Annotated in this window: 22 protein-coding genes; 12 read left to right on the forward strand and 10 right to left on the reverse strand. The window is 60.2% G+C overall.

From position 1 onward, the window contains the following. Positions 1-4 precede the first annotated feature (4 nt). Positions 5-1,003 carry an NAD(P)H-quinone oxidoreductase gene (locus J0G10_RS11790; protein WP_220558511.1) on the reverse strand — a complete coding sequence of 333 codons (999 nt, stop codon included), beginning with the start codon at positions 1,001-1,003 and terminating at the stop codon, positions 5-7. 61 nt (positions 1,004-1,064) lie between these two features. Beyond that, entirely contained in the window at positions 1,065-2,264 is a 1,200-nt protein-coding gene (locus tag J0G10_RS11795; RefSeq protein WP_220558512.1) for a YbfB/YjiJ family MFS transporter, read from the reverse strand. Between the two features lie 111 nt (positions 2,265-2,375). Here J0G10_RS11795 and J0G10_RS11800 point away from each other — a divergent pair, with 111 nt between their 5' ends. Further along, positions 2,376-3,251, forward strand: a complete 876-nt coding sequence (locus J0G10_RS11800) for a LysR family transcriptional regulator (protein WP_220558513.1) — start codon at positions 2,376-2,378, stop codon at positions 3,249-3,251. 249 nt (positions 3,252-3,500) lie between these two features. Then, on the forward strand, positions 3,501-3,896 hold the full coding sequence (locus J0G10_RS11805; RefSeq protein WP_095047770.1) for a hypothetical protein: 396 nt from the start codon (positions 3,501-3,503) through the stop codon (positions 3,894-3,896). Between the two features lie 49 nt (positions 3,897-3,945). On the opposite strand, the gene J0G10_RS11810 is transcribed toward J0G10_RS11805, so the two are convergent. After that, positions 3,946-4,668: a pirin family protein gene (locus tag J0G10_RS11810; protein WP_095047598.1), complete on the reverse strand. Its 723-nt coding sequence runs from the start codon at positions 4,666-4,668 to the stop codon at positions 3,946-3,948. Between the two features lie 215 nt (positions 4,669-4,883). Between J0G10_RS11810 and J0G10_RS11815 the strand changes: the two genes are divergently transcribed. Continuing rightward, positions 4,884-5,834 (forward strand): GlxA family transcriptional regulator, encoded by a 951-nt coding sequence (locus J0G10_RS11815; protein WP_220558514.1) that lies wholly within the window; start codon positions 4,884-4,886, stop codon positions 5,832-5,834. Positions 5,835-5,924: 90 nt separating this feature from the next. Continuing rightward, the gene (locus J0G10_RS11820; RefSeq protein ID WP_095047596.1) at positions 5,925-7,382 is read left to right on the forward strand and encodes an ATP-binding protein; all 1,458 of its coding nucleotides are present in this window, start codon (positions 5,925-5,927) and stop codon (positions 7,380-7,382) included. On the opposite strand, the gene J0G10_RS11825 is transcribed toward J0G10_RS11820, so the two are convergent. Together J0G10_RS11825 and J0G10_RS11830 are read right to left on the reverse strand one after the other, a co-directional pair. Next, positions 7,359-10,247 (reverse strand): ATP-binding protein, encoded by a 2,889-nt coding sequence (locus tag J0G10_RS11825; RefSeq protein WP_220558515.1) that lies wholly within the window; start codon positions 10,245-10,247, stop codon positions 7,359-7,361. The two genes, J0G10_RS11820 and J0G10_RS11825, sit on opposite strands and share 24 nt — an antisense overlap. 125 nt (positions 10,248-10,372) lie before the next feature. After that, a complete protein-coding gene (locus tag J0G10_RS11830) occupies positions 10,373-10,804 on the reverse strand; it encodes a helix-turn-helix domain-containing protein (protein ID WP_095124796.1) in 432 nt (143 codons plus the stop codon). Positions 10,805-11,014: 210 nt separating this feature from the next. Here J0G10_RS11830 and J0G10_RS11835 point away from each other — a divergent pair, with 210 nt between their 5' ends. The 6 genes from J0G10_RS11835 to ycaC all read left to right on the forward strand — a co-directional run bounded on the left by J0G10_RS11835 (position 11,015) and on the right by ycaC (position 17,525). Beyond that, positions 11,015-11,938, forward strand: a complete 924-nt coding sequence (locus J0G10_RS11835; protein ID WP_095047593.1) for a LysR family transcriptional regulator — start codon at positions 11,015-11,017, stop codon at positions 11,936-11,938. A 111-nt stretch (positions 11,939-12,049) separates the two neighbouring features. Beyond that, positions 12,050-13,795 (forward strand): hypothetical protein, encoded by a 1,746-nt coding sequence (locus J0G10_RS11840; protein WP_220558516.1) that lies wholly within the window; start codon positions 12,050-12,052, stop codon positions 13,793-13,795. Positions 13,796-13,913: 118 nt separating this feature from the next. After that, complete coding sequence (locus J0G10_RS11845; RefSeq protein ID WP_220558517.1) at positions 13,914-14,330, forward strand: DoxX family protein; 417 nt, start codon at positions 13,914-13,916, stop codon at positions 14,328-14,330. Continuing rightward, on the forward strand, positions 14,323-14,949 hold the full coding sequence (locus J0G10_RS11850) for an antibiotic biosynthesis monooxygenase (protein ID WP_220558518.1): 627 nt from the start codon (positions 14,323-14,325) through the stop codon (positions 14,947-14,949). Before J0G10_RS11845 ends, J0G10_RS11850 begins: the two co-directional genes overlap by 8 nt. A gap of 43 nt (positions 14,950-14,992) precedes the next feature. Then, on the forward strand, positions 14,993-16,831 hold the full coding sequence (locus J0G10_RS11855) for an amidohydrolase (protein ID WP_095124792.1): 1,839 nt from the start codon (positions 14,993-14,995) through the stop codon (positions 16,829-16,831). 70 nt (positions 16,832-16,901) lie between these two features. Further along, a complete protein-coding gene (gene ycaC / locus J0G10_RS11860) occupies positions 16,902-17,525 on the forward strand; it encodes an isochorismate family cysteine hydrolase YcaC (RefSeq protein WP_007913541.1) in 624 nt (207 codons plus the stop codon). Positions 17,526-17,841: 316 nt separating this feature from the next. Here ycaC and J0G10_RS11865 read toward each other — a convergent pair whose 3' ends face one another. Continuing rightward, entirely contained in the window at positions 17,842-19,269 is a 1,428-nt protein-coding gene (locus J0G10_RS11865) for a mechanosensitive ion channel family protein (protein ID WP_220558519.1), read from the reverse strand. Between the two features lie 108 nt (positions 19,270-19,377). Further along, entirely contained in the window at positions 19,378-20,397 is a 1,020-nt protein-coding gene (locus J0G10_RS11870; RefSeq protein WP_220558520.1) for an alpha/beta hydrolase, read from the reverse strand. Positions 20,398-20,647: 250 nt separating this feature from the next. On the opposite strand from J0G10_RS11870, the gene J0G10_RS11875 reads away from it, so the two are divergent. Further along, positions 20,648-21,547 carry a LysR family transcriptional regulator gene (locus tag J0G10_RS11875; RefSeq protein ID WP_220558521.1) on the forward strand — a complete coding sequence of 300 codons (900 nt, stop codon included), beginning with the start codon at positions 20,648-20,650 and terminating at the stop codon, positions 21,545-21,547. A 281-nt stretch (positions 21,548-21,828) separates the two neighbouring features. Here the strand turns inward: J0G10_RS11875 and J0G10_RS11880 are convergent, their stop codons facing one another. From J0G10_RS11880 to gspG, 3 genes are all read right to left on the reverse strand, one after another. After that, entirely contained in the window at positions 21,829-22,329 is a 501-nt protein-coding gene (locus J0G10_RS11880; RefSeq protein WP_220558522.1) for a hypothetical protein, read from the reverse strand. A 75-nt stretch (positions 22,330-22,404) separates the two neighbouring features. After that, the gene (locus J0G10_RS11885; RefSeq protein ID WP_220558523.1) at positions 22,405-23,592 is read right to left on the reverse strand and encodes a type II secretion system F family protein; all 1,188 of its coding nucleotides are present in this window, start codon (positions 23,590-23,592) and stop codon (positions 22,405-22,407) included. A gap of 14 nt (positions 23,593-23,606) precedes the next feature. Beyond that, positions 23,607-24,035 carry a type II secretion system major pseudopilin GspG gene (gspG, locus tag J0G10_RS11890; protein ID WP_007913548.1) on the reverse strand — a complete coding sequence of 143 codons (429 nt, stop codon included), beginning with the start codon at positions 24,033-24,035 and terminating at the stop codon, positions 23,607-23,609. Positions 24,036-24,240: 205 nt separating this feature from the next. On the opposite strand from gspG, the gene J0G10_RS11895 reads away from it, so the two are divergent. Continuing rightward, entirely contained in the window at positions 24,241-24,849 is a 609-nt protein-coding gene (locus J0G10_RS11895; RefSeq protein WP_220558524.1) for a transglycosylase SLT domain-containing protein, read from the forward strand. The last annotated feature ends 192 nt before the right edge of the window (positions 24,850-25,041 follow it).

A 25,041-nucleotide genomic window follows, 5' to 3' on the forward strand; every position in this document is an offset into this window, starting at 1 on the left:
AGACTCACACGACCTGCAGAACGATCTTGCCGATATGGTCGCCAGCCTCCATGTGCGCGTGAGCCTGAGCGGCGTCGGCGAGCGGGTAGACCTTGTCGATCATCGGCAGGCAGCGCCCGGCAGCCAGCGCCGGCCATACGTGCTCGCGCAGTTGATCGGCAATCGCAGCTTTTTCAGCAGCGGTACGGGCGCGCAAGAGGGAGCCGGTGATCACCGCACGTTTGGCCATCATTGCCAGCAAGTCAAAGTCATTGGCTCGCGCGCCGCCGAGGAAACCGAGCATGACCAGACGGCCATCCATCGCCAGGGCGCTGACGTTATCGTTGAGGTACGAGCCGCCCATTATGTCGAGGATCACATTGACGCCTTGGCCTGCGGTTTTCTCGGCGATGACTGCCGCGAAATCCTCATCGCGATAATTGATCGCTGCGCCGCCCAGATCGCGAATCGCTGCGCATTTGTCCGGGCTGCCGGCGGTGGCAAACGCTTCAATACCGAATTCGCGGCACAGCATCAGTGCGGTTGTGCCGATGCCGCTGGTGCCACCGTGAATCAGTGCGCGCTGACCACGACTGGCGCCGCCGAGGCCGAACAGGTTGGCCCACACGGTAAAGAAGGTTTCCGGGATTGCGGCGGCGTGCACCCAGTCCAGACCGTGTGGAATCGGCAGGGTCTGGCCGGCGGGGACGGTGCAGTATTCGGCATAACCACCGCCGTTGGTCAGCGCGCAGACTTTGTCGCCCACGGCGAACTGATTGACACCCGCCCCGAGCGCCACGACTTCACCGGCGACCTCCAGCCCGGGAATCGGGTTCATGCCGGGTTTCATCGGGTATTTGCCGGCACGCTGCAAGGCGTCCGGCCGGTTGATTCCGGCGGCGTGTACGCGGATCAGCACCTCGCCTTCTGCGACAGCTGGAAGCGCCACGCGTTTGGGTTGCAAGACGTCGGGGCCACCGGGTTCGCTGATTTCGATTCGGGTCATTTCGTTGGGCAGGGACATATCGATTCCTGTTGGCATAAGTTCTGTAGATGGGAGCGTGCTGTGCAAGCAATGATTCCCTTCAATTTGCACAGCAGCGCGACTCAGTAGGAGCGGGCAACCATTTCATGGCTTGCTCCAGCAGCAGCGCCACGACGATTGCGCCAGCGGCAATGACGAACAACAGCGCGTGATGACCGCCGCTGGCATTGAACAGCGCTGAATAGGCAAATCCGGCCAGCGCCTGAAAGGTGGCGAATGACACCGTGGCACGGCTCCAGGCGATCTGCTGACGATGGTGTTCCGGCACCAGCTCATGCACTCGCGCCAGAGCCAGCGGCACAATGCCGGGCGGAAATGAACCGAGAATAACCGCCAGCAACGCCAGCGCCAGAAACGAGTGAGTCATTGCCAGCAACCCAAGGACAATCGCCTGCACTACCAGCACCAGGCGAATGCCGGAGCGTGCGCCAAGCTTATCGGCAAGAAAGCCATAACTCACCGGGCCGACAATTGCGCCCAAACCGTACATCACCCAGATCAGCGCGCCGATATGTGCCCCGGCACCGAGTCCACGCGCCACGTAATCCACCAGAAATACCATGGCCGGCACCAGGCCAGCGGCCATGAAGGCGTATTGGGCGAACAGCACATACACACCGCGCGGTGTCGGTTCTGCGGACACCGTTTCTTGCGCAACGACCGGGTGCGGGAAATCGGACGGCCAGCCGAACCAGCTCAGCGCCGTCAGCAACAAAGCCAACGCCCCCAGGCCCAGCCATGTCGCTTGCAAGCCGAGGCTCAACAGCGGCGGCACCAGCGTCCCGGAGCCGGCAATGCCAAGACCGATGCCGAGAAAGATCGCGCCACTGGCCAGCCCTTTACGCGCCGGCGGAACATGCGGCAGTACGGTCGCGGCCACCAGCACCATGATCGCACCGCCGGCAATCCCCGACAGCAGTCGCCAGCCGAAGAACCAGCTCACCGACAACGGAAACGCGCAGGCAAAAAATGCCGCCGTGACCACCAGCATCATCAATCGCAAGGCATTTTTATTGCCGAGCTGGCGCGCTGTCGGCCGGCCGAGCAGGGCGCCGATCAGGTAGCCCACCAGATTGGCCGCACCGAGGTAGACCACATCGTTGGCGCTGAACCACTGCGCCTCAATCAGCGAAGGGATCAATGGGGTATAAGCGAAACGCGCCAGCCCGATGCTGACCAGGCTGGCGCAGAGCCCGGCGAAGATCGGCAGCCAGATACCGGTGGAGGTTGAAGTGCGCATGATAGCGATCTCGCGGAAGGTTTATGGCGTTCAGCATATCGGCTATTGTTGCTGCGTTAATGCGGCGATTTAGCGTCGCTGCGATGCAAATTTGCATCACTGGGAGGCAGCATGAATTGGGATGACGCACGGGTATTTCTGGCCGTTTGCCGCGAGTCGACGCTACGTGGCGCTGCGCGGGTTCTGGGGGTGGATCAGGCCACTGTCGGGCGACGGATCACAGCACTGGAAAAGTCCCTGAGCGCGACGTTGTTCCTGCGCACCTCCGACGGCTACGCGTTGACCGCTGTCGGTGAGGCGGCGCTCAGGAGTGTGGAGAAAATGGAGCATTCGGCACTGGAGTTGGAGCGGCAGATTCAAGGTCTGGACGATCGCCTGACCGGCACGGTGCGCGTCAGTACCACGGATTCGCTGGCGATCGACTTTCTGATCCCGGCCATCGCCCGTTTGCACGAGCAGCACCCGGACGTACGAGTGCAACTGGATGCGTCCACGCAGATCCTCAGCCTGGCCAAGCGCGAGGCGGATATCGCGGTGCGCAACACCCGGCCGGACAATCCTGATCTGATCGCTCGGCTAATCGCCCGATGGCCGGTGGGCTTGTTCGCCTCTCAGGCCTATATAGACGCCAATGGCGTGCCGCAACCGGACACAGCGTTTGAGGGACATGATCTGGTGGTCTATCAACCGTATCTGCAAAGCAAAAAGGACCTGACCCTGGTGTCGGAACCGCTAAGTCGCGGCCGCATCGTCGCCAGCCTCAGTTCTAGTTTGCTCGTCCGCCGGTCAATTGCCGCAGGGTTGGGTGTAGGAGAAATCCCGGTGTACATGGGTGAGCGCGATGGTCTGATCAGGCTCTGGCCGGAGCGCACTCGACCATTGCCGTATGAAGTGTGGTTAGTGACCCACGCGGATTTGCGGCATACCGCGCGGGTGAGGGCGGTGATTGAGCAGATTGTCGACGTGTTCGCGTCGGAGAATGACTAGGCAGATGTTCTTTTGGCAGGGCTACAAGCTCTGACGAAACGGCCTACATCAGAGGCAGAATCTCCCGGCTTGTGAGGAGGTTGGATGGGGCCTATTGTTTCGTCATGTCGGTGAGGGGTGCAGGGCTCGCACTGATGTTGATACCAGGGACGGTATCGGTAAACCCAGGAAGGTGTCGAATTGAGAACCACGGAATTCAGTCAAAACCCAATCAGTGACCTTGCGAGCAAAGGTCGGAATACTCAAGCCATGAACGCTATCAGTCGTGAAGAATTCAATGCCAGGATCGAGACCATTGAGAGCAGGATGGACGCTCGGGTCGAAGGTGTGTCGGCGAGAATCGATGCTTATCTTTTGACTCAGGCGGAGAGGGACAAACGATACGATTTGATGTGGGACGGCGTACAACAAATCGCCGAAGACTCAAAAGAAGCCATCAAACATGTCTCGACAGTGAAGGCACATTACTGGGCGACGACCGCCGTCCATTTTCTCGGAATGATCACCGTCGTCGTAGGGGCGCACTTTGCCAATCAAGCAGCGGTATTAACCACCTTGCAGACGACACTCGCGGCGATCCAGATCGGCAAGGATATAAGTGCACCAAGACCTGCTTCGCAACAAGTACCCGAATCACCACAATAGAAAACGGCCTTCAAAGAAGGCCGTTTTTCGTGAGCATTGAAACACCGCATCATGGCATTTCTGGCAACTCCTGCGGCCGCAAGTCGAACACCAGCACTTCGGCATCGACACCATTGCTCAAGGTCAGCAACTGTTCTTCGCGAACCCGTACGCCGTCACCTTCCTGCAACGACTGGCCATTGAGTTCAACACTGCCGCGCGCCACATGCACGTAGGCATAACGGTTGGCTGGCAGCTCCAGCGTGGCAGTTTCTTTACCGTCGAACAGCCCGGCAAAGACCCGTGCGTCCTGACGCACTTTCAGCGAACCGTCGTTGCCGTCCGGCGAGATGATCAATTGCAGGCGACCGCGTTTTTTCTGTGCGCTGAAATGCTCCTGTTGATAGCGCGGTTTGGCACCGCTGACATCTGGCACGATCCAGATTTGCAGGAAATGCACCGGTTTGGTCGCCGAGTGGTTGAACTCGCTGTGCGCTACGCCGCTGCCGGCGCTCATCAACTGCACGTCGCCCGGGCGAATGACCGAGCCGGTGCCCAGTGTGTCCTTATGTTCCAGTGCGCCTTCCAGCACGTAGGAAAAGATCTCCATGTCGCGATGCGGGTGCTGTCCGAAGCCTTTACCAGCGGCAACGCGGTCGTCGTTAATCACCAGTAGATCGGAAAAACCTTGCTCACGCGGGTCACGGTAGCTGGCAAAGGAAAAGGTGTGAAAGGACTTCAACCAGCCATGATTGGCGAGGCCACGATCGGAGGCTTTGCGAAGGGTCAGCATGATGAAATCTCCTTGTGGGACGTGAATTCGTCCGAGTTAGGAGAAGGTTACTGTTTACTGTGTTGCGCAATAAGTAGATGAAAATTGAAAGACTGTCCCTGTCAGGTTGACAGTTTTGCGATAGCCTTCACACAAAACTTTTGCGCTCAAACGGCTACAGTTGGCCATAATGTCTGGTCCGTATCATGTCTCTCTGATTGAAGTGATGTCTTCCCATGAAAACCGTGGCAATGGTGCTGTTTCCCGACTTTCTTCTGCTCGACATGGCCGGGCCATTGGAGGTTTTTTCGGTTGCCAATCGCTACCTGAAACCCGAAGCGCATTATCAATTGATCACCCTTGGCACCGAAGAGGGCCCGCTGCGGGCGTCAAATGGTGTGATGGTGCAGGCCGACCGGATCATTGGCGACGACACCGAGCGTTATGATTTGCTGCTGGTGCCGGGAGGCCCCGGTGCCTACAACCAGCAGTTCCCGTCGTTGTTTGCCTGGCTCAAAGATGCAGTCCGGCGGGTCGAGTACTACGGATCAATCTGCACTGGCGCTTTTGTCCTGGGGCACGCCGGTTTGCTTGACGGTTACCGTGTAACCACGCACTGGAACTACACCGAACGCCTGATCAAGGGGTTCCCGAAGGCCCATGTCACGACCGATCAGATCTATGTCGAGGATCGCAACCTGATCACCTCGGGAGGTGTTACGGCGGGGATCGATATGGCGCTGGCCGTGATCGCCCGCGATCACGGCAAGAAGCTCGCGCAGGATGTGGCCAAAGTCCTGCTGGTGGTGATGAAGCGCCAGGGCGGGCAGGCGCAGTTCAGCCCGTTGATGGCTGCCGTGGCACCGCAGGAAACGCCGATTACCCGCGCGCAGAGTTACGTGCTGGAACACCTCGACGAAGCCTTCACGGTCGAGCGCATGGCGGCGATTGCCAATATGAGCGCGCGGCACTTCGCGCGGGTGTTCACCCGCGACATCAACATGACGCCGATGGAGTTTCTGCAAAGTGCGCGCATCGACTGCGCACGAAACTTGCTGGAAACCAGCGATCTGCCGCTTAAAACCGTGGCTTACAAAAGTGGTTTCGGCAGTGTGCGGCACATGCGTTCGTTGTTCGCTGAAAAGCTCGGCCTGACGCCCGCGCAATACCGCGAACAGTTCAGCTAGAGCGCTGTTGTCCGTCTGGCGCACCCGTATGTCCGAATTGAGTCTCGTGTAGCGGTTGTCGCGTCATCTGAGGCTGCCAATATAGTTGGCATGGATAGCCTCATCGATTTGAACACGGCGTCGGTGCTGCATTTCGGCCCCTACGCCTTCCACCTGCGCCAACGGCTGATACTCGACGGAGATCGGCCTTTGCGCATGGGTGGTCGTGCGCTGGATATTTTGCAAGTGCTGGTCGAGCATGCCGGGCGAGTGGTCAGGAAGGAGCAATTGATTGCCCTGGTTTGGCCAACGTCGGTGGTCGAGGAGATCAACCTGCGCGTGCACATCGCCGCGCTCAGGCGTGCCTTGGGTGACGGCGAAAACGGTCAGCGCTACATCGTTAATGTGCCGCAATGCGGTTACAGTTTTATCGCCCCGGTGCGCTGCGACAGCGTCGCGCAAGTGGTCTTCGAGGGTCTGCAAACGCCCGAACATAATCTGCCGGCGCGATTGACCCCGGTCGCCGGGCGCGACTCGCTGGTCGGCGGGCTGGTGCGGCAAATGCCGCTGTGTCGGCTGATGACCGTCACGGGCGCGGCTGGTGTGGGTAAATCCACTGTCGCGTTGCGGGTCGCGGAACTGTTGTTGCAGTACTACAGAGACGGCGTGTGGCAGATTGATCTGAGCTTGACCGACGATGACACACCGCTGCTCGATCAGGTGCTGGGCACCCTCGAAAGCGATTTGCCCGGACTGTCCACTCGCCATGCGTTGCTGCTGCTGGATAACTGTGACCACCGTCTCGCCGCTTGCCGGGCAGCGGTTGAAACGTTGCTTGAGGCCGCTCCCCGGCTGTCGATTCTCGCCACCAGCCGCGAGGCCTTGCAGGTCGGTCTGGAAACCCTTCAGGGCGTGCCACCGCTGACCCTGCCGAAACGTTCCGCAGGCGATTGCATCACTGAAGCCATGGGCCATTCTGCGGTGCAATTGTTTGTCAGCCGCGCTCGGGCGCGACAGCATGATTTCTGCTTGCGTGAACAGGATGTCAAAGCCGTCCTTCAGATATGTCGCCAACTCGACGGTTTACCGCTGGCGATCGAACTGGCGGCGGCGCAGATCGATGCCTTGGCATTGGTCGGCTTACAGGCGCAAATGAGCAATGGCCTGCATGTGCTCAGCCATGGCCGGCGCACGGCGGTGCCGCGGCACCAGTCGATGCAGGCGGCACTCGACTGGAGCTATCAACGCTTGAGCGAGCAGGAGCAACGCGCGCTGCAGCGTTTATCGGTGTTCAAAATGGCGTTTACCCTGGAGGCGGCACTGGCGGTGATCAGTTGCCCGCAACTCGCGTCGTCGCGGCTTGCCGCGATCATTGAAGGCCTGACGTGCAAGTCATTGCTGGTGGTGGAACGAGGCGGCAGTGCAGGCCGATACCGAATGCTCCACACCACTCGCTGCTATGCGCGCAAGCAACTGGAGCGTTGCGGTGAAGGGATTGATCTTGAGCGCCGGCATACGCTCTATATCAACCGGATACGCCGGGCCTCAGGCGTGCCTGTGCTCGCGTAGTTCGTCAATGAGCAAGCGTACCTTGCGCAAGTCCGGAGTCGCGTAGCCTTCGGTGAAGCGCTGATAGATCGGCGTGAGCAAATCCAGCGCCTCTTGGCAGCGCGATTGGCGCCGCCAGAGTTGCGCCAGTGAGGTGGCACTGCGCAGTTCCCAGGCGAGCGCGCCTTGGCTGCGGGCGATGGTCAGCGATTGTTGCAGGAGTGCTTCGGCTTCCTTGAGGGCCTCTTCGCGAGCAGGCTCGCTCCCACATGGGTTCTGAGTACACCCAAAATTCCTGAGGGAGCGAGCTTGCTCGCGAAGGGCCCCGTCCAGGCAATCCGGATCGTCTTTCAATAACGCAGCAGCCCGAGCCCGCAAAATCTCCGCCGTGCTCCATCCCGCATCACCACTCAGCGCTCGCTCAAACAGTGCGTCATCCACAAGGCGGTCATCCAGCGTCACCATGATTTCACGAATCAGCCCACTGCTGTCCTTCGGCACGGGCGTGCTGGTTTGCGTGTCGATCACCTGCGCGTAATGTCGCGCCCACGTGTTGAACAGCAGCACCGAATGCTTCTGCGATTGTTCCAGCAGCAGTTGCAACAGCGCCCGGGCGTTCTGCTGATCGCCGTTGTAATGAGCGATCAGGCAACTGGCCAGTGCCAGGGTGTAACAAATCGAGGTGCCATGGTCGATCTGCACGGCAATATCCAGGGCCAGTCGCGCCGAATGCCACGCTTGCTCCGGCAATCCCTGCATCCATAGCACCCGCGCCAGCACCGTCAGCGACGCGACACTCTGGTCGTACTGCACACCAAAACCGTGGGTGAAGCGGTTGACGTGGCCGCTGTGCGCCATGCGCTGCAGCACCTGCTCGGCATGAATGCGCGCCTGCGGCTGGTCGCCGGCATAGTGCAGGGCCAGGACCCGTAAACGGTGGGTGCTCAATGACAGCAGTGGGTCGCCGTGCACGCCGAGGCGATCGAAGTGCTCACTCTGCGCCAGCGCCATGCGGTAGTGTCCGCAACTGAGGTTGACCGCCATGTGTCCGGACACCGCGCGCAATTGCCCGGCGACGTCGTCGTGCTCAATGGCCAACTGGCGAGCCTCAACGAACGCCTGGATGGTTTCCGGGGTGCCTCCCCACGTGTGATAACAGGCACTGCCGAGGGCCAGTTTCAGGGAGATTTTCAGACGCGGGCAGGGGGCACCGAGTTCATCGAGCAGGCTCAGCGCCCGCCGCACATAGCCGCCATACTCCTTGAGCAGCGACAACTCTTGCCACAGGGGCGCCGACGCTGCTGTCAGGCGAATTCCCAGACTACCCGGGCCGACACCGTTCAGGCTCCAGTCCAGCGCCGCGCGCAGGTCTTCCAGCCCTCGGGCGTAACGCTCGATCCACAAAGCCGTCGGTGTCATTTCCCAATCGCTTTGCGCCTGTTGCATCAATGCCAGGCAGCGTTCGGCATGGCGTTCGCGGGTTTCTTCGCATTCGGCGGCGTGCTCGAGTTTTTCCAGTGCATAGCGGCGGGTCGTGTCGAGCAGACGATAGAACACCTCTTCGTCACCGACTTCGACGCTCAGCAGGGATTTCGCCACCAGTTGGGTGATCGACACAAACACCACGCCGGGGTCGATTTGTTGGCCGACGATTACCGCCGCTGCGGACTCCAACGTAAAACCACCGCAAAACACGCCCAGACGGCGCAGGCAGGTTTGCTCGCAAGGGTCGAGCAGGTTGAAACTCCAATCCAGCGTGGCGCGCAGAGTAAGGTGTCGCTCAAGACTGCTTTGATTACCCGCTGCCAGCGGTGGCAAACGGCCCTGCAGTTGGCTCAGCAACCCTTCCAGGCCCAGTTCGGCGACCTGCGCTGCCGCCAGCTCCAGCGCCAGTGGAATACCGTCGAGTCGGTGGCAGATTTCGATCGCTTGCGGCAACTGCGCATCGCTCAGTTCAAAGCTTTCCTGCGCGGCCGTGGCCCGTTCGATGAACAGTTGCAGCGCCGAATATTCCAGCGCTTGCTGACGATTCAATGTCGCGTTCATCAATGGGTATTCGAGCGAATCGAGACGCTGCACGAATTCGCCTTCCGCCCGCAGGCTCTCGCGGCTGGTGGCGAGGATATGCACCTTCGGCGCGCCGCGCAGAATGCTTTCGCTGAGCATCGCGACGGCATCGATCAGGTGTTCGCAGTTGTCGAGCAGTAACAGCATCTGTCGCTGTTGCAGGCCATTGACCAGCGCCGCCAGCGGATCGCCTTCGGGGAGTGCCAGATCGAGCAGGGCGGCCAGGTGTGAGCAAATCAGCCGTGGATCGTTGAGCGGTGCCAGGTCCACCAGCCGAATACCGTCGCGGTAATGCCCGATCAACTGCTCGGCCACGCGCAAGGCCACCGTGGTCTTGCCGATCCCGCCGGGGCCGACCAGGGTGATGCAGCGTTGGCGCGGTAACTGCGTCATCAAGCTATCGACCAGCGCTTGGCGGCCGATCATGCGCGTGCGCCGCAAGGGCAAATTGTGCCGACCGCCAGCATCGCCCACAGGACGCTCCTCCATGGATTGCGGTAGAACCGGGGCGACGAAACTGTAACCGCGTTGCGCCACGGTGATGATGTAACGCTGGCCGGCCTGACCGTCGCCGAGGGCTTTGCGCAGTGCCGCCATGTGCACACGCAGGTTGATGTCCTCGACCACGCTGTCCGGCCAGACCCCGGCCATCAATTGTTGCTTGCTCACCACTTCGCCGGCATGGGCCAGCAGAATCAGGAGGATGTCCATCGCCCGTCGGCCCAGGCGCAATGGCTGCTCGCCTTCGAGCACCAGGCGTTGGCCGGGATGAATCCGATAGGGGCCAAAACCGAGGGCCTGATTCGGGGAAAGACTCAACAGCTCACTCCTGCGGTGCTGCGGCGGACAGAGCGGAGTAGGGCCGGGCGCGTGCGCAGGCCTTCTATTCCGGGGTGTCCCGGCATAATCCTCAGGTTTGAGCGTCAGTGCAACGGGGGCCGCGATCAAAACATGGCGGGTTGTGAACGCTGGGCTTTGGGTTCACGCATGATCTGGCAGCGCCAGGCAAACGGATTAATGCCCTCGCTGCGGGTAAACATATGGCAGAAATGCGCCTGATCGCAGAACCCGCATTCCAGGCTGATTTGCGTCAGGCTCAGGTCGGTGTGCTGGATCAGCAGCTTGGCTCGCGCGAGGCGCTGGGTGCGAATCCAGTCCTGCGGCGATAACCCGGTGCTGCATTTGAAGGCGCGGGAAAAATGGCTGCGTGACAGTGAACAGGCGCGGGCCAGTTCGGTCACTTCCAGGCTTTCGCCCAGACGTTCTAGGATCAGTTGTTTGACCTGTCGTTCGCGCTGCGGACTGAGTCCGCCGATCCCGGTCTTGCGTGGTTCGTTGGCAGGGGCGAGGGCGACGCTGTGCTGTAAGTGAGCCATGGCCAAAGTCCGTGTCGATGGGGAATGCACGTCGGCGCATCCCCTCAGGTCAAAAAAACAACGCTGCGCAGAGGGTTTCATTGTTGGCCGAGGGCGGGCGGCTGACGAGTTAATCGTTGTTAATTCCATGCTGGAGTTGCGCCCACAGTCCGGTTCATCGCGTAAAGTGCGTAGCACTTGCGTCTGGCTGGCTATAAGGAATCCGTGCCCATGAACCGTAACGATCTGCGTCGCGTCGACATGAACCTGCTGGTGATTTTCGAAGCGCTGATGTTCGAAAAGAACCTGACCCGCGTCGCCGAAAAGCTGTTCATGGGGCAACCGGCCGTCAGCGCCGCGTTGGGGCGTTTGCGCGATCTGTTCGATGATCCGTTACTGCTGCGCAATGGTCGCGGCATGGAGCCGACCGCGCGGGCGCTGGCGATTCTCAAAGAGCTGCAACCGGCGATGGACGTCATCTCTGGTGCGGTCAGCCGGGCCAAGGAGTTCGAACCGGCGAGCAGTTGCGACGTGTTCCGCATCGGTTTGTCGGACGACGCCGAGTTTGGTCTGTTTCCGCCGCTTTTACGTCAGCTTCAGCAAGAGGCGCCGGGGATTGTCGTGGTCGTGCGCCGCGCAAATTACTTGTTGATGCCGGCACTGTTGGCCTCTGGAGAAATCTCCGTCGGTGTCAGTTACACCACGGAGTTGCCGGCCAACGCCAAGCGCAAAAAACTGCGCGACATTCCCTGCAAAGTCCTGCGCGGCGACGACCGTCCGGGGCCGCTGTCCCTCGACGAATACTGCGAGCGCCCGCATGCAATGGTGTCGTTCTCCGGCGACCTGAGCGGCAACATCGACATGGACCTGGCCAAGGTCGGCCGTACCCGCCGCGTGGTCTTGGGCGTGCCGCAATTCAGCGGCCTGCGCGCCTTGCTTGCCGGCACCGAGATGATCGCCACCGTGCCGGATTACGCCGCGTGTGCGCTGGTTGAGGGCTGTGCCTTGCGTGCTGAAGACCCGCCGTTCCCGATTGATGCTGCGCAATTGTCGATGGCATGGAGTGGGGTGCATGACAACGATCCGGCGGAAAAATGGTTGAGATCACGGATCAGCCAGTTCATGGCGGCGCCGCTGGATATTCCCGTGATGTGAGCGTCCGTTCGTCTGAAAAAGAGCCAGACCTGTTAGTTCTGACAGTGGCGCATCTCGGTGTTCCGATGTCTGATTGGCCCATGCCGAAGGGTAGCCAAAAAGGACGTGAACATGGACGCGCTAATACCTGCGCTGAACAACAGCAGTCTGCCTCCGCTCTCCATCAAAGAAAGTCGCCCTGACGGCTTGTTGGATCCAGAGGCCGCTCGGTACAACCTGACGGTAGAAATCGACTTCGACTGGCAGGCAGAAGACAGTCTCACGATCACGTGGGCGGGTACGCCAGGTTCTGGATCCTACACATCACCGCGTATACCGATCGGCCGATTTGCACGACCTTTCCAGACCCACATTGACAACCTCTTGGTGGCTTTCAACTTCGAGCAAACCGTCATCGTCACCTACACGGTTTACCGTGGCACTGAACCGCCTGTAGCTTCACAGCCATTGCCGCTTTACATCACACGCATCAATCAATTGAATCTGCCTCGTCCATTTATCCGACAGGCCGACAACGACGGTCAGGGAAGTGAGCTGAATGTCAGTAACCTTTCCGAGTTCACCTTGCGAATCAATGCGTGGTTACTGGGCAGGCGCGGCAATCCCTTCTGGCTGAAGCTCAAAGGCATCCATGCCGATGGCAGTGATTTCGAGGCGTCGTACTGGCAAGCGCCGGACAATGTGGTCGATGACGAATTCAACCGCTTCGGTTTCTTCGAACAGAACTTCCCTGCTGCACCACTGCAACGTCTGCATGATCGCAGCGTGCTGTCGCTGAGCTTCATGGCCGGGCTGCAAGGCAGTCAGGATGCATCCCTTGCGCAGCCATTTGCACATCGGAACTACATCGTACTGACAAGCGCCCCCAGTGGGCCGAGGATATCGTCAGTCACCGATCTTGATGGAGACATACTCGATGGCGCGGACACCCGATACACCACTGTCACGCTGAGCGGCAGTGCTAGCGACACAGTGGCTGTGTTCGATGGCCCGACCAGGCTCGACACGGCCGATGTTGTTGACGGTATCTGGCAGTACGTCGCGGCTGACCTGACCGGTGGATCGCATGAGTTTACGGTGAGGTTGGCGGATGGCAGCGGAAGCGCCTCAAATGCAAGGCGAATCAACGTCGTGACGCAAAACCTGCCGGTGAGGATTGCCGAGGCTCCCGATAACCTCAACCTCGATCCGCTTAGCGCTGTCACAACCCTGACTGCTTTGGTGGATCTCGACGTGCAGCCCAGCGATATGGTTTCAGTGACGGTGAAAGCTGCTGATGGCACTCCTCCCGCAGGTTCGCACACCACCACGCCGGTTGCGGCCGGCACCACAAGGCCGATCAGAATCAGTTTGCCCGTATCGTTGGTGCCATTCAGCATTGGAAAAATAATGGAGGTGACGGTTACCTGGACCCGAGGCACTTCCGCGCTGGAGACCTCGCAACCTCTGCGTCTCAACGTGTTGCCGATTACGCTGAATCGACTCGCGGCTCCGGTGATCACTCAGGCCAACGGCACTGACATTCTCGATCTGAAAGATGTCCAGTCCGGCGCGAGTCTGATGTTTGGAATATGGCCGCATATTTCTATGGGACAACGAATCTGGCTTTTTTTGGAGGGGGAGAGAAACACCGGCGCACACAATCTGCAGATGTGGGTGGGCACCACTAACATGGTGCATCGGGCCTGGGTGACGAACAGTGGTTACACCGCGCTTGTTTCGGCCAATTATCTGCGGCTGCTGAAGGATGGCAGTAAGCTGATCATTCGGTTCCGCGTCAATCTGGATCAGGTTGCAAATTTTGATACGGCAACGGTATTTCAGACACAGGAGTACACAATCCGAGCAGTGCCTTGAAATCAAAACCTCAGCCAGCGTCATCGTGTAACAGTCGTCGCAACTGAGCACATCCGTGCAATTTCCCCCCACCCGTCATTGGCATGATTCAGGCCAATGACATTTCAAGGGTGGGGTCATGAACGCTTCGCAACGAGAAGAACGGTCGCGGGACCTCGGTTTGCTGTTCCTGCGGGTTAGCGGCGGGTTGTTTCTGCTGTGGGTGCACGGCTTGCCCAAGCTGCTGGACTTCACCGCGCAACTGCAACTGATCGAAGACCCGTTCCACCTTGGATCGCACCTCACCTTGATCCTGGCGATCTTCGCCGAAGTCCTCTGTCCACTACTGATCGTCGCCGGGTTACTGGCGCGATTGGCCTGCGTGCCTATTCTCTTTGTGCTGCTGGTGGCGCTGTTGGTCGTGCATCCGCAATGGAGTGTGGCTGAAGGGCAGTTCGGCTGGTTGCTGTTGATCCTGTTTACCACTGTGTTGATCGTCGGGCCGGGTCGGCTGGTGATTCCTGTTCGTTTGCCCGGAGTGCTGCGTTATGCCTGAAGTCCTCAATCCACAAACGCCGGGGGCCGATGAGACGGTCACGCTGATCATCAAGCATCGGGTCAAGGCCGGTTTCGAGTCAGTGTATGAGGCCTGGCTGCGCAATATCGTCCGCGTCGCGAGCCAGCGTGAAGGCCATTTGGGTGTGGACGTGGTGCGCGGCAAGCGCGGGCGTCTCGATTTTTACACTTGCGTGCTGCGTTTCAGCTCTACCGAAGCGATGCAAGGCTGGCTGGAGTCGCCGCAGCGTCAGGCACTGGTCGCCGAAGCGGCGCCGATGCTGGCTGACGGCGATCAGACTGAAGTCGCGCCGATCAAGGAATTCTGGTTTACACCAATGGCCGATGCCGCTTCGCCGCCGCCGCGCTGGAAGCAAGCGGTCGTCACGCTGCTGGTGATTCTGCCGCACACCTTGCTCGTGCCGCTGATCTGGGGACCGCTGCTGGCGCTGCATCCGCTTCTTTCCAACTACGTGGTCGCCACGTTCCTGATCACCCTGACCATCGTTCTGTCGGTGGTGTACGTGGTGATGCCGCCGGTCACCCGCTTGTTTACGCCGTGGCTCGAAGCCAGCCAGGCCCATGAACACCTCGATTCCCAAGAAACCTCGCCACGCTGAGCGCGCGGGGGTTGCTCCTTTTTACTTTGCTTGAGGAACTGCGATGAGCGCCGATCTGATTCTCTTCAATGGCCAATTTCATACCGTCGACCGCACCAAACCGCTGGCCAGTGCCGTGGCCATCACCGACGGCCGCTTCGTGGTCGTTGGCAACGACAACCAAGCCATGGCCCTGCGTGGGCCGAACACGCAAGTGGTCGACATGCACGGTCGCTGCGTCATTCCGGGTCTCAACGACTCGCACTTGCACCTGATCCGTGGCGGTTTGAACTACAACCTCGAACTGCGCTGGGAAGGCGTGCCTTCGTTGGCCGACGCCCTGCGCATGCTCAAGGATCAGGCCGACCGCACGCCGACCCCGCAATGGGTGCGCGTAGTCGGTGGCTGGAACGAATTCCAGTTCGCCGAAAAACGCATGCCGACCCTGGAAGAAATCAACCAGGCCGCGCCGGACACACCGGTGTTCATCCTGCACCTGTATGACCGTGCGCTGCTCAACCGCGCCGCGCTGCGTGTGGCCGGTTACACCCGCGACACGCCGAACCCGCCGGGTGGCGAGATCGTTCGCGATGCCAACGGCAATCCGACCGGCATGCTGGTCGCGCGGCCTAACGCGATGATCCTCTACTCGACGCTGGCCAAGGGGCCGAAGCTGCCACTGGAGTATCAGGTCAACTCGACCCGCCAGTTCATGCGCGAACTCAATCGCCTCGGCCTGACCAGCGCGATCGATGCCGGCGGTGGTTTCCAGAACTACCCGGACGATTATCAGGTGATCGAGCAACTGGCCAAAGACGACCAGTTGACCGTGCGCATCGCCTACAACCTGTTCACCCAGAAGCCGAAAGAAGAGCTGAGCGATTTCCAGAACTGGACCGGCAGCGTCAAGTTACATCAGGGCGACGACTTCCTGCGCCACAACGGCGCCGGGGAAATGCTGGTGTTCTCGGCAGCCGATTTCGAAGACTTCCTCGAACCGCGCCCCGATCTGCCGCAAACCATGGAAGAAGAGCTGGAGCCAGTGGTGCGCCACTTGGTCGAGCAGCGCTGGCCGTTCCGTTTGCACGCGACTTACAACGAATCGATCAGTCGCATGCTCGACGTGTTCGAGAAGGTCAATCGTGACATTCCGTTCAACGGACTGCCGTGGTTCTTCGACCACGCTGAAACCATTACCCCGCAGAACATTGAACGGGTGAAAGCGCTGGGCGGCGGCATCGCGATTCAGGATCGCATGGCGTTCCAGGGCGAATACTTTGTCGACCGTTACGGCAAACAAGCCGCCGAAGCGACGCCACCGATCAAACGCATGCTCGCCGAAGGCGTACCGGTCGGCGCCGGCACCGACGCCACGCGGGTGTCCAGCTACAACCCGTGGACTTCGCTGTACTGGATGGTCAGCGGTCGCACCGTCGGCGGTCTGGCCTTGTACGAAGAAGGTTTGCCACGCACCACCGCACTGGAACTGTTCACCCATGGCAGTGCCTGGTTCTCCTCGGAGCAGGGCAAGAAGGGCCAGATCAAGGTCGGGCAACTGGCGGATCTGGCGGCGCTGAGCGCGGACTTCTTCCATGTCGAAGAAGAAGCGATCAAGTGGATCGAGTCAGTCATGACCGTGGTCGGCGGCAAGATCGTTTACGCCGCCGGCGACTTCGAAGACCTCGGCCCGCGCTCGATTCCGGTGCTGCCGGACTGGTCGCCGGTGGTGAAAGTCCCGGGCCACTGGCGGCAAAATTCGCCGTTGCAGGCGCAGGTTCATCAGTGCAGCGGGCCGTGTGCGGTGCACACCCACAGCCATGAAAAGGCGCGGATGTCGAACGCACCGGTCAGCGACTTCGCCGGTTTCTGGGGCGCGTTCGGCTGTTCCTGCTTCGCTTTCTGATTTCCCCTGAAGCGCCGGCCATCCGGTCGGCGCTTCACGCTTCATCCATCCGTCCATCAGGAGTTTTCCCATGAGCGTTCCTTACACACGTCTGAACAAAGATGATGCGGTTGTATTGCTGGTCGATCACCAGACCGGTCTGATCTCGCTGGTCCAGGATTTCACTCCGAACGAATTCAAGAACAACGTGCTGGCGCTGGGCGACATCGCCAAGTTCTTCAAGCTGCCGACCATCCTCACCACCAGTTTTGACGCAGGTCCCAATGGTCCGATCGTGCCTGAATTGCGCGAGCAGTTTCCGGATGCGCCGTTCATTCAGCGCCCGGGGCAGATCAATGCGTGGGACAACGAAGATTTCGTCAAAGCGATCAAGGCAACCGGTCGCAAGCAACTGATCATCGCCGGTGTGGTGACTGACGTTTGCGTGGCGTTCCCGACCTTGTCGGCGATTGCTGAAGGCTACGAAGTGTTTGTGGTGACCGACTCGTCCGGCACTTTCAACACCACCGTGCAACAAGCGGCGTGGGCGCGGATGTCGGCAGCGGGTGCCCACCTGCTGAACTGGTTCTCGGTGGCGTGCGAGCTGCAGGGTGACTGGCGCAACGATATGGAAGGTCTGGCCCATCTGCTGTCGGAGCGTCTGCCTAACTACCGCAACCTGATCAACAGCTATACCAAGTTCACTGCCAAGTAATTGGCTGATCCTGAAAAGCCCCTCACCCTAGCCCTCTCCCGGAGGGAGAGGGGACTGACCGAGGGGTTCTTTCGAGGTACGCCGACGTGCGATACCGAGCTGAACTCGGGTTCTGAATTGCATGCGGTCTGCTCCCTTTCCCTTTGATGTCTTGGGTAGAGGGGACTGACCGAGGTGTTTTTCTAGATACGCCGACCTGAAACTTCGAGCCGAACTTCAGTTTTGAACCGCATGAAGATCGGCTCCCTTTCCCCTCGCCCCCTTGGGGGAGAGGGTTGGGGTGAGGGGGTAGGCTTTTGATCTTAAAATCCCCGCATCAGCGCTTTTGAAGCCACCCCAAAAACCCGCCTTTCCTCACCGCCACCGGTTTAGCCATCAACGCGAGGCGACTGTTCTGCTGACGTACCGCCTGCAATTTATTCAACGCCCGACCCACCTCCGTGCGCTGTTCCATGCACTCACGAGTGAGATTCTTGTCGAGCCGATAAATGATGCTCGAGGTCAGCGCCGTGAACGTCGCTTGCGACGGCGTATCCGCCAGAATGCTCTGTTCACCCATGACCTCGCTCGGCCCCATCCGCCCGGCCTCAACCTTGCTGTCGCCGTCCGCCACGGTCGCACTGACCACCCCGGTGGCAATCACGAACAGACTCTCCGGCACCTCGTCCAGATCCAGCACCACCTGGCCCGCCGTGTACTGCTGCGCGACCATCGATTCCGCCAGCCGATCACGCTCTTCACTGCTCAGCGAGCGGAAGATTTTCACCTCATCGAGCAGCGCTCGGGCACGGGTCGACGGCTCAATCACACCGTCCGGATGCCGCGAAATACCTGCTGCTTCGAGATGCCGATGGGCGAGGTCGAACAATTGATTGCGCACTTCGCTTTTCTTGCCAAGCTCGGCGATGAAACCGCTGGCGACGTATTCCGACATGGTTTCACCGGCCTCTTTCAGCACGGCTTTCGGCGCTGGCGTCAGCAACAGAGAACTGCTGCCCTGCAAGGTGCGATCAAGCGCATCCAATACCCGGCGCGGGCGAATGTGATTCGGCACCTGAATGCTGATCGACACGCCGTGCATGTTATTCGGGCGACTGAGGTTGACGATCTTTGCCTTGGCCGCCACCGAGTTCGGCACCACCGCCATGGTCCCGGCGCTGGTCAGCAGGTGCGTGGCGCGCCAGTCGATGTCGAAGACTTTGCCTTCGACGCCGTCGATCACCACGAAATCATCCACCTGATACGGCTTGGTGGTGTTGAGCACGATCCCGGAAAACACATCGGCCAAGGTGCTTTGCAGCGCCAGACCGACAACGATGGCGACCACGCCGGAGGTTGCCAGCAAGCCTTTTACCGGCAGCTCCAGCACATAACCGGCCGCGGCAACGGTGGCGACCAGAAAGACCAATGCGCCAATCACGTCTTGCAGCAAACGGCCGCTGTGGCCGATGCGGCGCATCAGCGCCAGGCCGATCACTTCGGTCAGCACCCGCGCGGCGTACAGCCACCAGAGAATCCCCAACGCCGTCGCACCCAGTTGCGCCACGCGGTCATCGGTGAATTGTGGTGCTTGCAACGGACTGACGCCGGCGTTGATCACCAGCGCCGTGAACGCCAGGAACAGCACCAGGCGCACACCGACTCTCGGGGCGCGATGGGTGAAGGGCGAGAAGTGCCAGAGCACCGCGTCGAGCAGCAGCAAAGCGGCGCTGAAGGACAGCAGGTGGGTGTAGAAAAAGGTCATGGCCGGTGCTCCGCAGTGTCTGCCAATAAAAAGATCGCAGCCTGCGGCAGCTCCTACAGAAAATTGCATTCCAAAGTAGGAGCTGCCGCAGGCTGCGATCTTTTGCTGTTAAGGATTCAGATGAGTCTTCAGCTCAGCCGCCGCCTGACGCACTGCCGCTTTCACTTCCGGAATCTGACTCAGCGGATTAAGCAAACCGAAGTCATGAATCATCCCGTTGTAGCGCACCGAGGTCACCGCTACACCGGCCGCATCCAGGTGCCGCGCGTAGCCTTCACCTTCGTCACGCAGCACGTCGAACTCGGCGGTCTGCACCAGTGCGGCAGGCAAGCCCTTGAGCTGTTCGGCGCTGGCATTCAGCGGCGAGGCATGGATCTGCGCACGCTCGGCCGGGTTGGTGGTGTAGTTGTCCCAAAACCACTGCATCATGCCTTTGGTAAGGAAATGGCCCTCGGCGAATTGCTGGTACGAACCGTCGTCGAACTGTGCGTTGGTCACCGGCCACATCAGCAGCTGGAAGCGCAGCGCCGGGGCTTTCTGCTCCTTGGCCATCAACGCCACGACTGCCGCCATGTTGCCGCCGACGCTGTTACCGGCCACTGCCAGGCGCTTGCCGTCGACACCGATCTCCTTGCCGTGCTCAGCCACCCATTTCGTCGCGGCGTAGGCTTGGTTGATCGCGGTCGGGTACTGCGCTTCCGGCGACGGCGTGTAATCGACGTACACCGCAACCGCGCCGGAACCCACCACCAAGTCGCGAATCAGGCGTTGGTGCGTCGGGAAATCACCGAGCACCCAGCCGCCACCGTGGAAGAACATGAACACCGGCAATTCACCTTTGACCTTGGCCGGCCGCACGACTTTCAGGTTGATCGTCTGGCCGTCGACCTTGATCGCCTTGTCGCTGACTTCAACACCGGACAAGTCCACCTTCACCGAAGCCTGCGCGCCGGTCAGTACCGCACGAGCGTCTTTCGGGCTCAGTTGCTCAAGGGGTTTGCCACCGCCGGCGGCGAGGGCGTTGAGGAAGGCTTGGGTGTTGTGTTCGACACCGCTGTTTTCGGCGGCGAAAGCGTTGCCGATGCACAGGGCGAGGAGGGAAGCGGTGAGGGCTTTCTTGATGTTCATGTTCAATTCCATTTTTGAGTGTTTATACATTCGTGTAGGAGCTGCCGAAGGCTCGGGCCGCGATCGGACGATCTTTTGATCCTGTTTGTTGCCCTTTTCCAGCATCACCGCAGATCAAGATCAAAAGATCGCAGCCTGCGGCAGCTCCTACCTGTTCAGGGTTGTTTTCAAACCGTGAGCACAGATTAATGAGCTGCCGAAAAGTGAAAAAGCAGCTATAAAGCGTTTAACTGTCCACCAGAGAGTGACAATGAACCCGTTCGAAGACATGCGTATTTTTTGCCAGGTCATGGACTCCGGCAGCTTCACCTCAGCGGCCGATCAATTGGGCCTGTCCAAGCAGTTCGTCAGCCGACGCTTGATGCAACTGGAAGAGCGCCTCGGTGTGCGGTTGTTGAACCGTTCGACCCGGCGTCTGGACGTCACGCCGCTGGGGCAGAGCTATTACGAATCGGCGCTACGGCTGTTGGGCGAAGTCGAGCAAGTGGAGCAGGGCATCGCCGGGCAGACTGCCGAGCCGCGCGGGACGATTCGCCTTAGTGCGCCGTTGTCGTTTGCCGTGGCGCATCTGGGCTGTCTGCTGCCGATGTTTTTGCAGCGCTATCGCGAGGTCACGGTTGAGGTGGACTTGAGTGATCGGCCGGTGGATTTGCTCGGTGAGGGCTACGATCTGGCGCTGCGCATTGGCGTGCTGGAAGACTCGACCCTGATTGCCCGGCGCATCGCATCGATCGAACGGGTGTACTGTGCCAGCCCGACGTACCTCGCCGAGCGCGGTACGCCGCTCAAGCCTGAAGATCTGCACAGCCATGATTGTTTGCCTTACGGGCACGGGCGTTCGGTGCAGTGGCGGTTTAATGCGGGGCAGGGCAAGCCGTTGCTGGTGAATGTCACCGGGCGCATGCGGGTGAACAACGGCGAGTTGCTCAGGGATGCGGCGGTGCAGGGGATGGGGATTACTTATCTGCCGACGTTCATTGTCGGCGCGGCGCTGAAGGATGGCCGGCTGGTGCCGGTGCTGGATGATCTGCGCCCGGAGCCGCTGACGTTATCGGCGGTGTATCCGCAGCATCGTCAGGCTTCCAGACCGGTGCAGGCGTTGGTCGAGTTTTTGCGCGAGCGCCTGAACCAAAACAACGTCGCCCTCTGAGCCTTACAGCAGATTTTCAAACCCTGCAAAACCCTTGTGGGAGCGAGCCTGCTCGCGAAAGCGGTGTGTCAGTCAAAACAATATTGGCTGACCCCCAGCCTTCTCGAGCAGGCTCGCTCCCACAGTTGATGGTGGTTGTCTGCTGATTGTTTGCACACCACAAAACCCTGTGGGAGCTGGCTTGCCAGCGATGGCGGTGTGTCAGGCAATACAGCGTTGCCTGATCGGGCCTCATCGCTGGCAAGCCAGCTCCCACAAGGGTTGCGGTGTTTCAGGATGGATCAGTTGGCGCGCTTGTCATCGCCCGGCTCGCCGCCGACATGCACACCGCGATCATCGCCGACTTCGCCTGCAGCATGTACGCCACGATCATCACCGACTTCACCAGCGCGGTGGACCCCGTGGTCATCTCCCGCTTCAGCATGGGTGCCGCTGCGGCCGGATGAGGCGCTGTCGCCCGAGTGCCCCGAGCCGTGGTCGCTGCCGCTGTGGCCACTGTTGCCACCGCCACTACCGCTGTTGCCGCTACCGCCGTGACTGCCTCCGCCGCCACTTCCGCCCCCACCATTTCCACCGCTGCCACCACCGCTGCCACCGTGACCGCCGCCCCCGCCACTTCCTCCACCTCCGCCTCCGCTACCGCCACCACTGCCTCCACCACCACTCCCACCATCCTTGGCATAAGCACTGGATACCCCGGACAAACTATCCGGAATGAGTACCGTAGACGCTGACAGAACTGCGCCGATGGCCATTGCGAGCACGAGCTTTTTAATGTGCATATCGTTCTCCGTCTTTGTGGTTTTGTTTGGGAACGTAGAAGTGCGTTGTTGCCGGGATCGGACCCGTTCCCGGAGTCAGTGAATACTCGAAGCCAGTTCGAAAATTGGGATGTACATCAGGATCACGATGACCCCGATCAGCAGGCCGATAAACGTCATCAGCAGCGGTTCGAACAACTTCACGAACCACTCCAGCCAACGGCTGATTTCCTCGTCGTAGAAGTCGGCGCTGCGTTCCATCATCTGCCCGAGGTTGCCGGACTGTTCGCCCGCGCGCAGCAGGCGCAGGGACACCGGCGTCACCAGGTGATTGAGTTCCAGCGCGGTAGACAATGATTGCCCCTCGCGCACGCGCTCGCAGGCCTGATCGAGCCGCACCCGCGACGCCACGGTGAGCAAGCCGCGCACCATGCTCATGGCCGTCACCAGCGGAATCCCGCCCTGCAGCAAGATTCCCAATGAGCGGTAAAACCGTGCCAGCTCATACATGAAAATCCGCTGATGCACGGCCGGCAGTTTCTCCACCAGCCGATCCAGCCCACGGCGAAACGCCGGTTGCTTTTGCAGCACGGCGAGGGCGATGACAATTGCTGCCAATGCACCGAAGAATTCCGCCTGATGCGCATGCAAAAACATGCCACTGCTCATCAACACCTGCGACAGCCACGGCAGGTTATCGCCCAAGCCTTCAAACACCAGACTGAAACGCGGCACCACATAACCCATCAGGAACAGCACCACGCCACCGCCGACGATCAGCAACAGCATCGGGTAGATCGAGGCGCTGATGATCTTCTGCCGCACCTCGTCCATGCGCTGGCGATAGCTGACGTAGCGCCCCAGCGCATCGCCGACCGCGCCGGTCTTTTCGCTGGACTGCACCAGCGCCACGTACAGCGGCGGGAACACCGCCGACAACTGGCCCAACGCCTGCGAGAAGGATTTGCCCTCATAAAGCAGGCGCACCAGTTCACTCAAGGTTTTCCGGGCAGCGGGGGCGGTTTCTTTTTCGGCGAGGCTTTCCAGCGCATCGATCAGCGGCAGGCCGGCATTGAGCAGCGTGGTCAGTTCCTGGCTGAACAACACCAGATTGAAGGTCTCGCGCTGGCGCAGTTTCAGCGAACGCCAATGTTTGTCGGCGTGCGAACTGAGCACACGCAAACCCTGATCCTCGGCGATCCGCCGTGCTTCGCTGTCGCCGGGTGCTTCGACGCTCAAGGACACCACCCCAGCCTTGCCGACCGCTTTCAAATGAAATCGCATGGGCCGCGCTCCGCTCACTGCCAGTTGGTCACTTCGGCGTTTTCACCTTCGCCGCCGGGCTGGCCGTCCTTGCCCATCGACAGCAGGTCGTACTCGCTGTTTTCGCCGGGATAGCGGTAGGCGTAATTACGTCCCCACGGATCCTGCGGCAGTTTTTTCTGCAAGTACGGACCGGTCCATTTCGCCTCGTCGCTGGGTGCGGTGACCAAGGCCTGCAAGCCCTGTTCGGTGGACGGGTAGTGGCCGACTTCCAGTCGATAGATATCCAGCGCCTTGCTCAGCCCTTCGATCTGCGCCTTGGCTACTTTCACTTCCGAGCGGCCGAGTTGGGCGAAGTATTTCGGCGCGACGATCCCGGCCAACAGGCCAAGCACCACCAGCACCACCAGCAATTCGAGCAGGGTAAAACCGCGTTGGCCACGCGGACGAAATTGCAGCTTCATGATGACCTCCCGTGAGTGGCAGCCGTGTCGCCAGAAGGGCTTATGCAATTGCCATGCTCAGCCCCACTGAAAACCACCTGATTGGCTGAAGCCCTTGTAAATCGGGCATCTCAAGAGTCGGCACAGTGCTTGCGTATGGCTCAAACGTGATCGGCCATTGGGGCATTTCCCCCAATTTATCGGGGTCGATCCGGGGAGGCCCGACATGAAATTTCTCACCGGCGGATTGCTCGGTTGTGTGCTGCTCAGTAGCGCCGCGCAGGCCGATGTGTTCATTTCGGTGGACGCCAAGGGCAGCTATGTACTGTCCAACGTTCACCGGCCCGGACGCACCTACGAACGGGTGATCCGCGAGGCAGAAGCCTCGGTGGTCAGCCTCGATCAACAGCCGCAAATGATCGCCAACCAGCCCTATGCGGAACTGGTGTCGGCGGCGGCCAAGGTCAATCAATTGCCGGAAGCGCTGCTGCACGCGGTGATCAACGCCGAGTCGCATTACAACCCCGGCGCTACGTCCCCCAAAGGCGCCGGCGGGCTGATGCAGTTGATGCCCGACACCGCACGCGAGCTGGGCGTCACCGACGTCTACGACCCCAAAGCCAACATCCAGGGCGGAGCGAAATACCTCAAGCGCCTGATGACCCTGTTCGACAACGACATTGCCCTCGCCGTGGCGGCTTACAACGCAGGTCCCGACGCGGTGCTCAGCCGTGGTCGAGTGATTCCGCCGTTCGCCGAAACCCAGCGTTATGTACCGAATGTGTTGCGTCAGTACCGGCGTTTGCAGGGCCTGGCGATGGACGCGCCGTTGTGACCCCCAACCCGGTTTTCCCCACTTTCGGGGTAAACCGTGGAGGCCCGAAAAGTGGGGAAAACGGGTGGGGAATATCCCCCGGATTCTCAAGTGGCCGCAGTAACTGATTGAACGCTAATGCAATTTTTTGTGGCACGCGGATTGCTCCGAGGCATTTGTCGAGAAGTGTTCCCAAGAGCACCCACTACGAGG

The sequence above is a fragment of the Pseudomonas germanica genome (assembly GCF_019614655.1).
GTDB classification, from domain to species: Bacteria; Pseudomonadota; Gammaproteobacteria; order Pseudomonadales; family Pseudomonadaceae; genus Aquipseudomonas; species Aquipseudomonas neuropathica.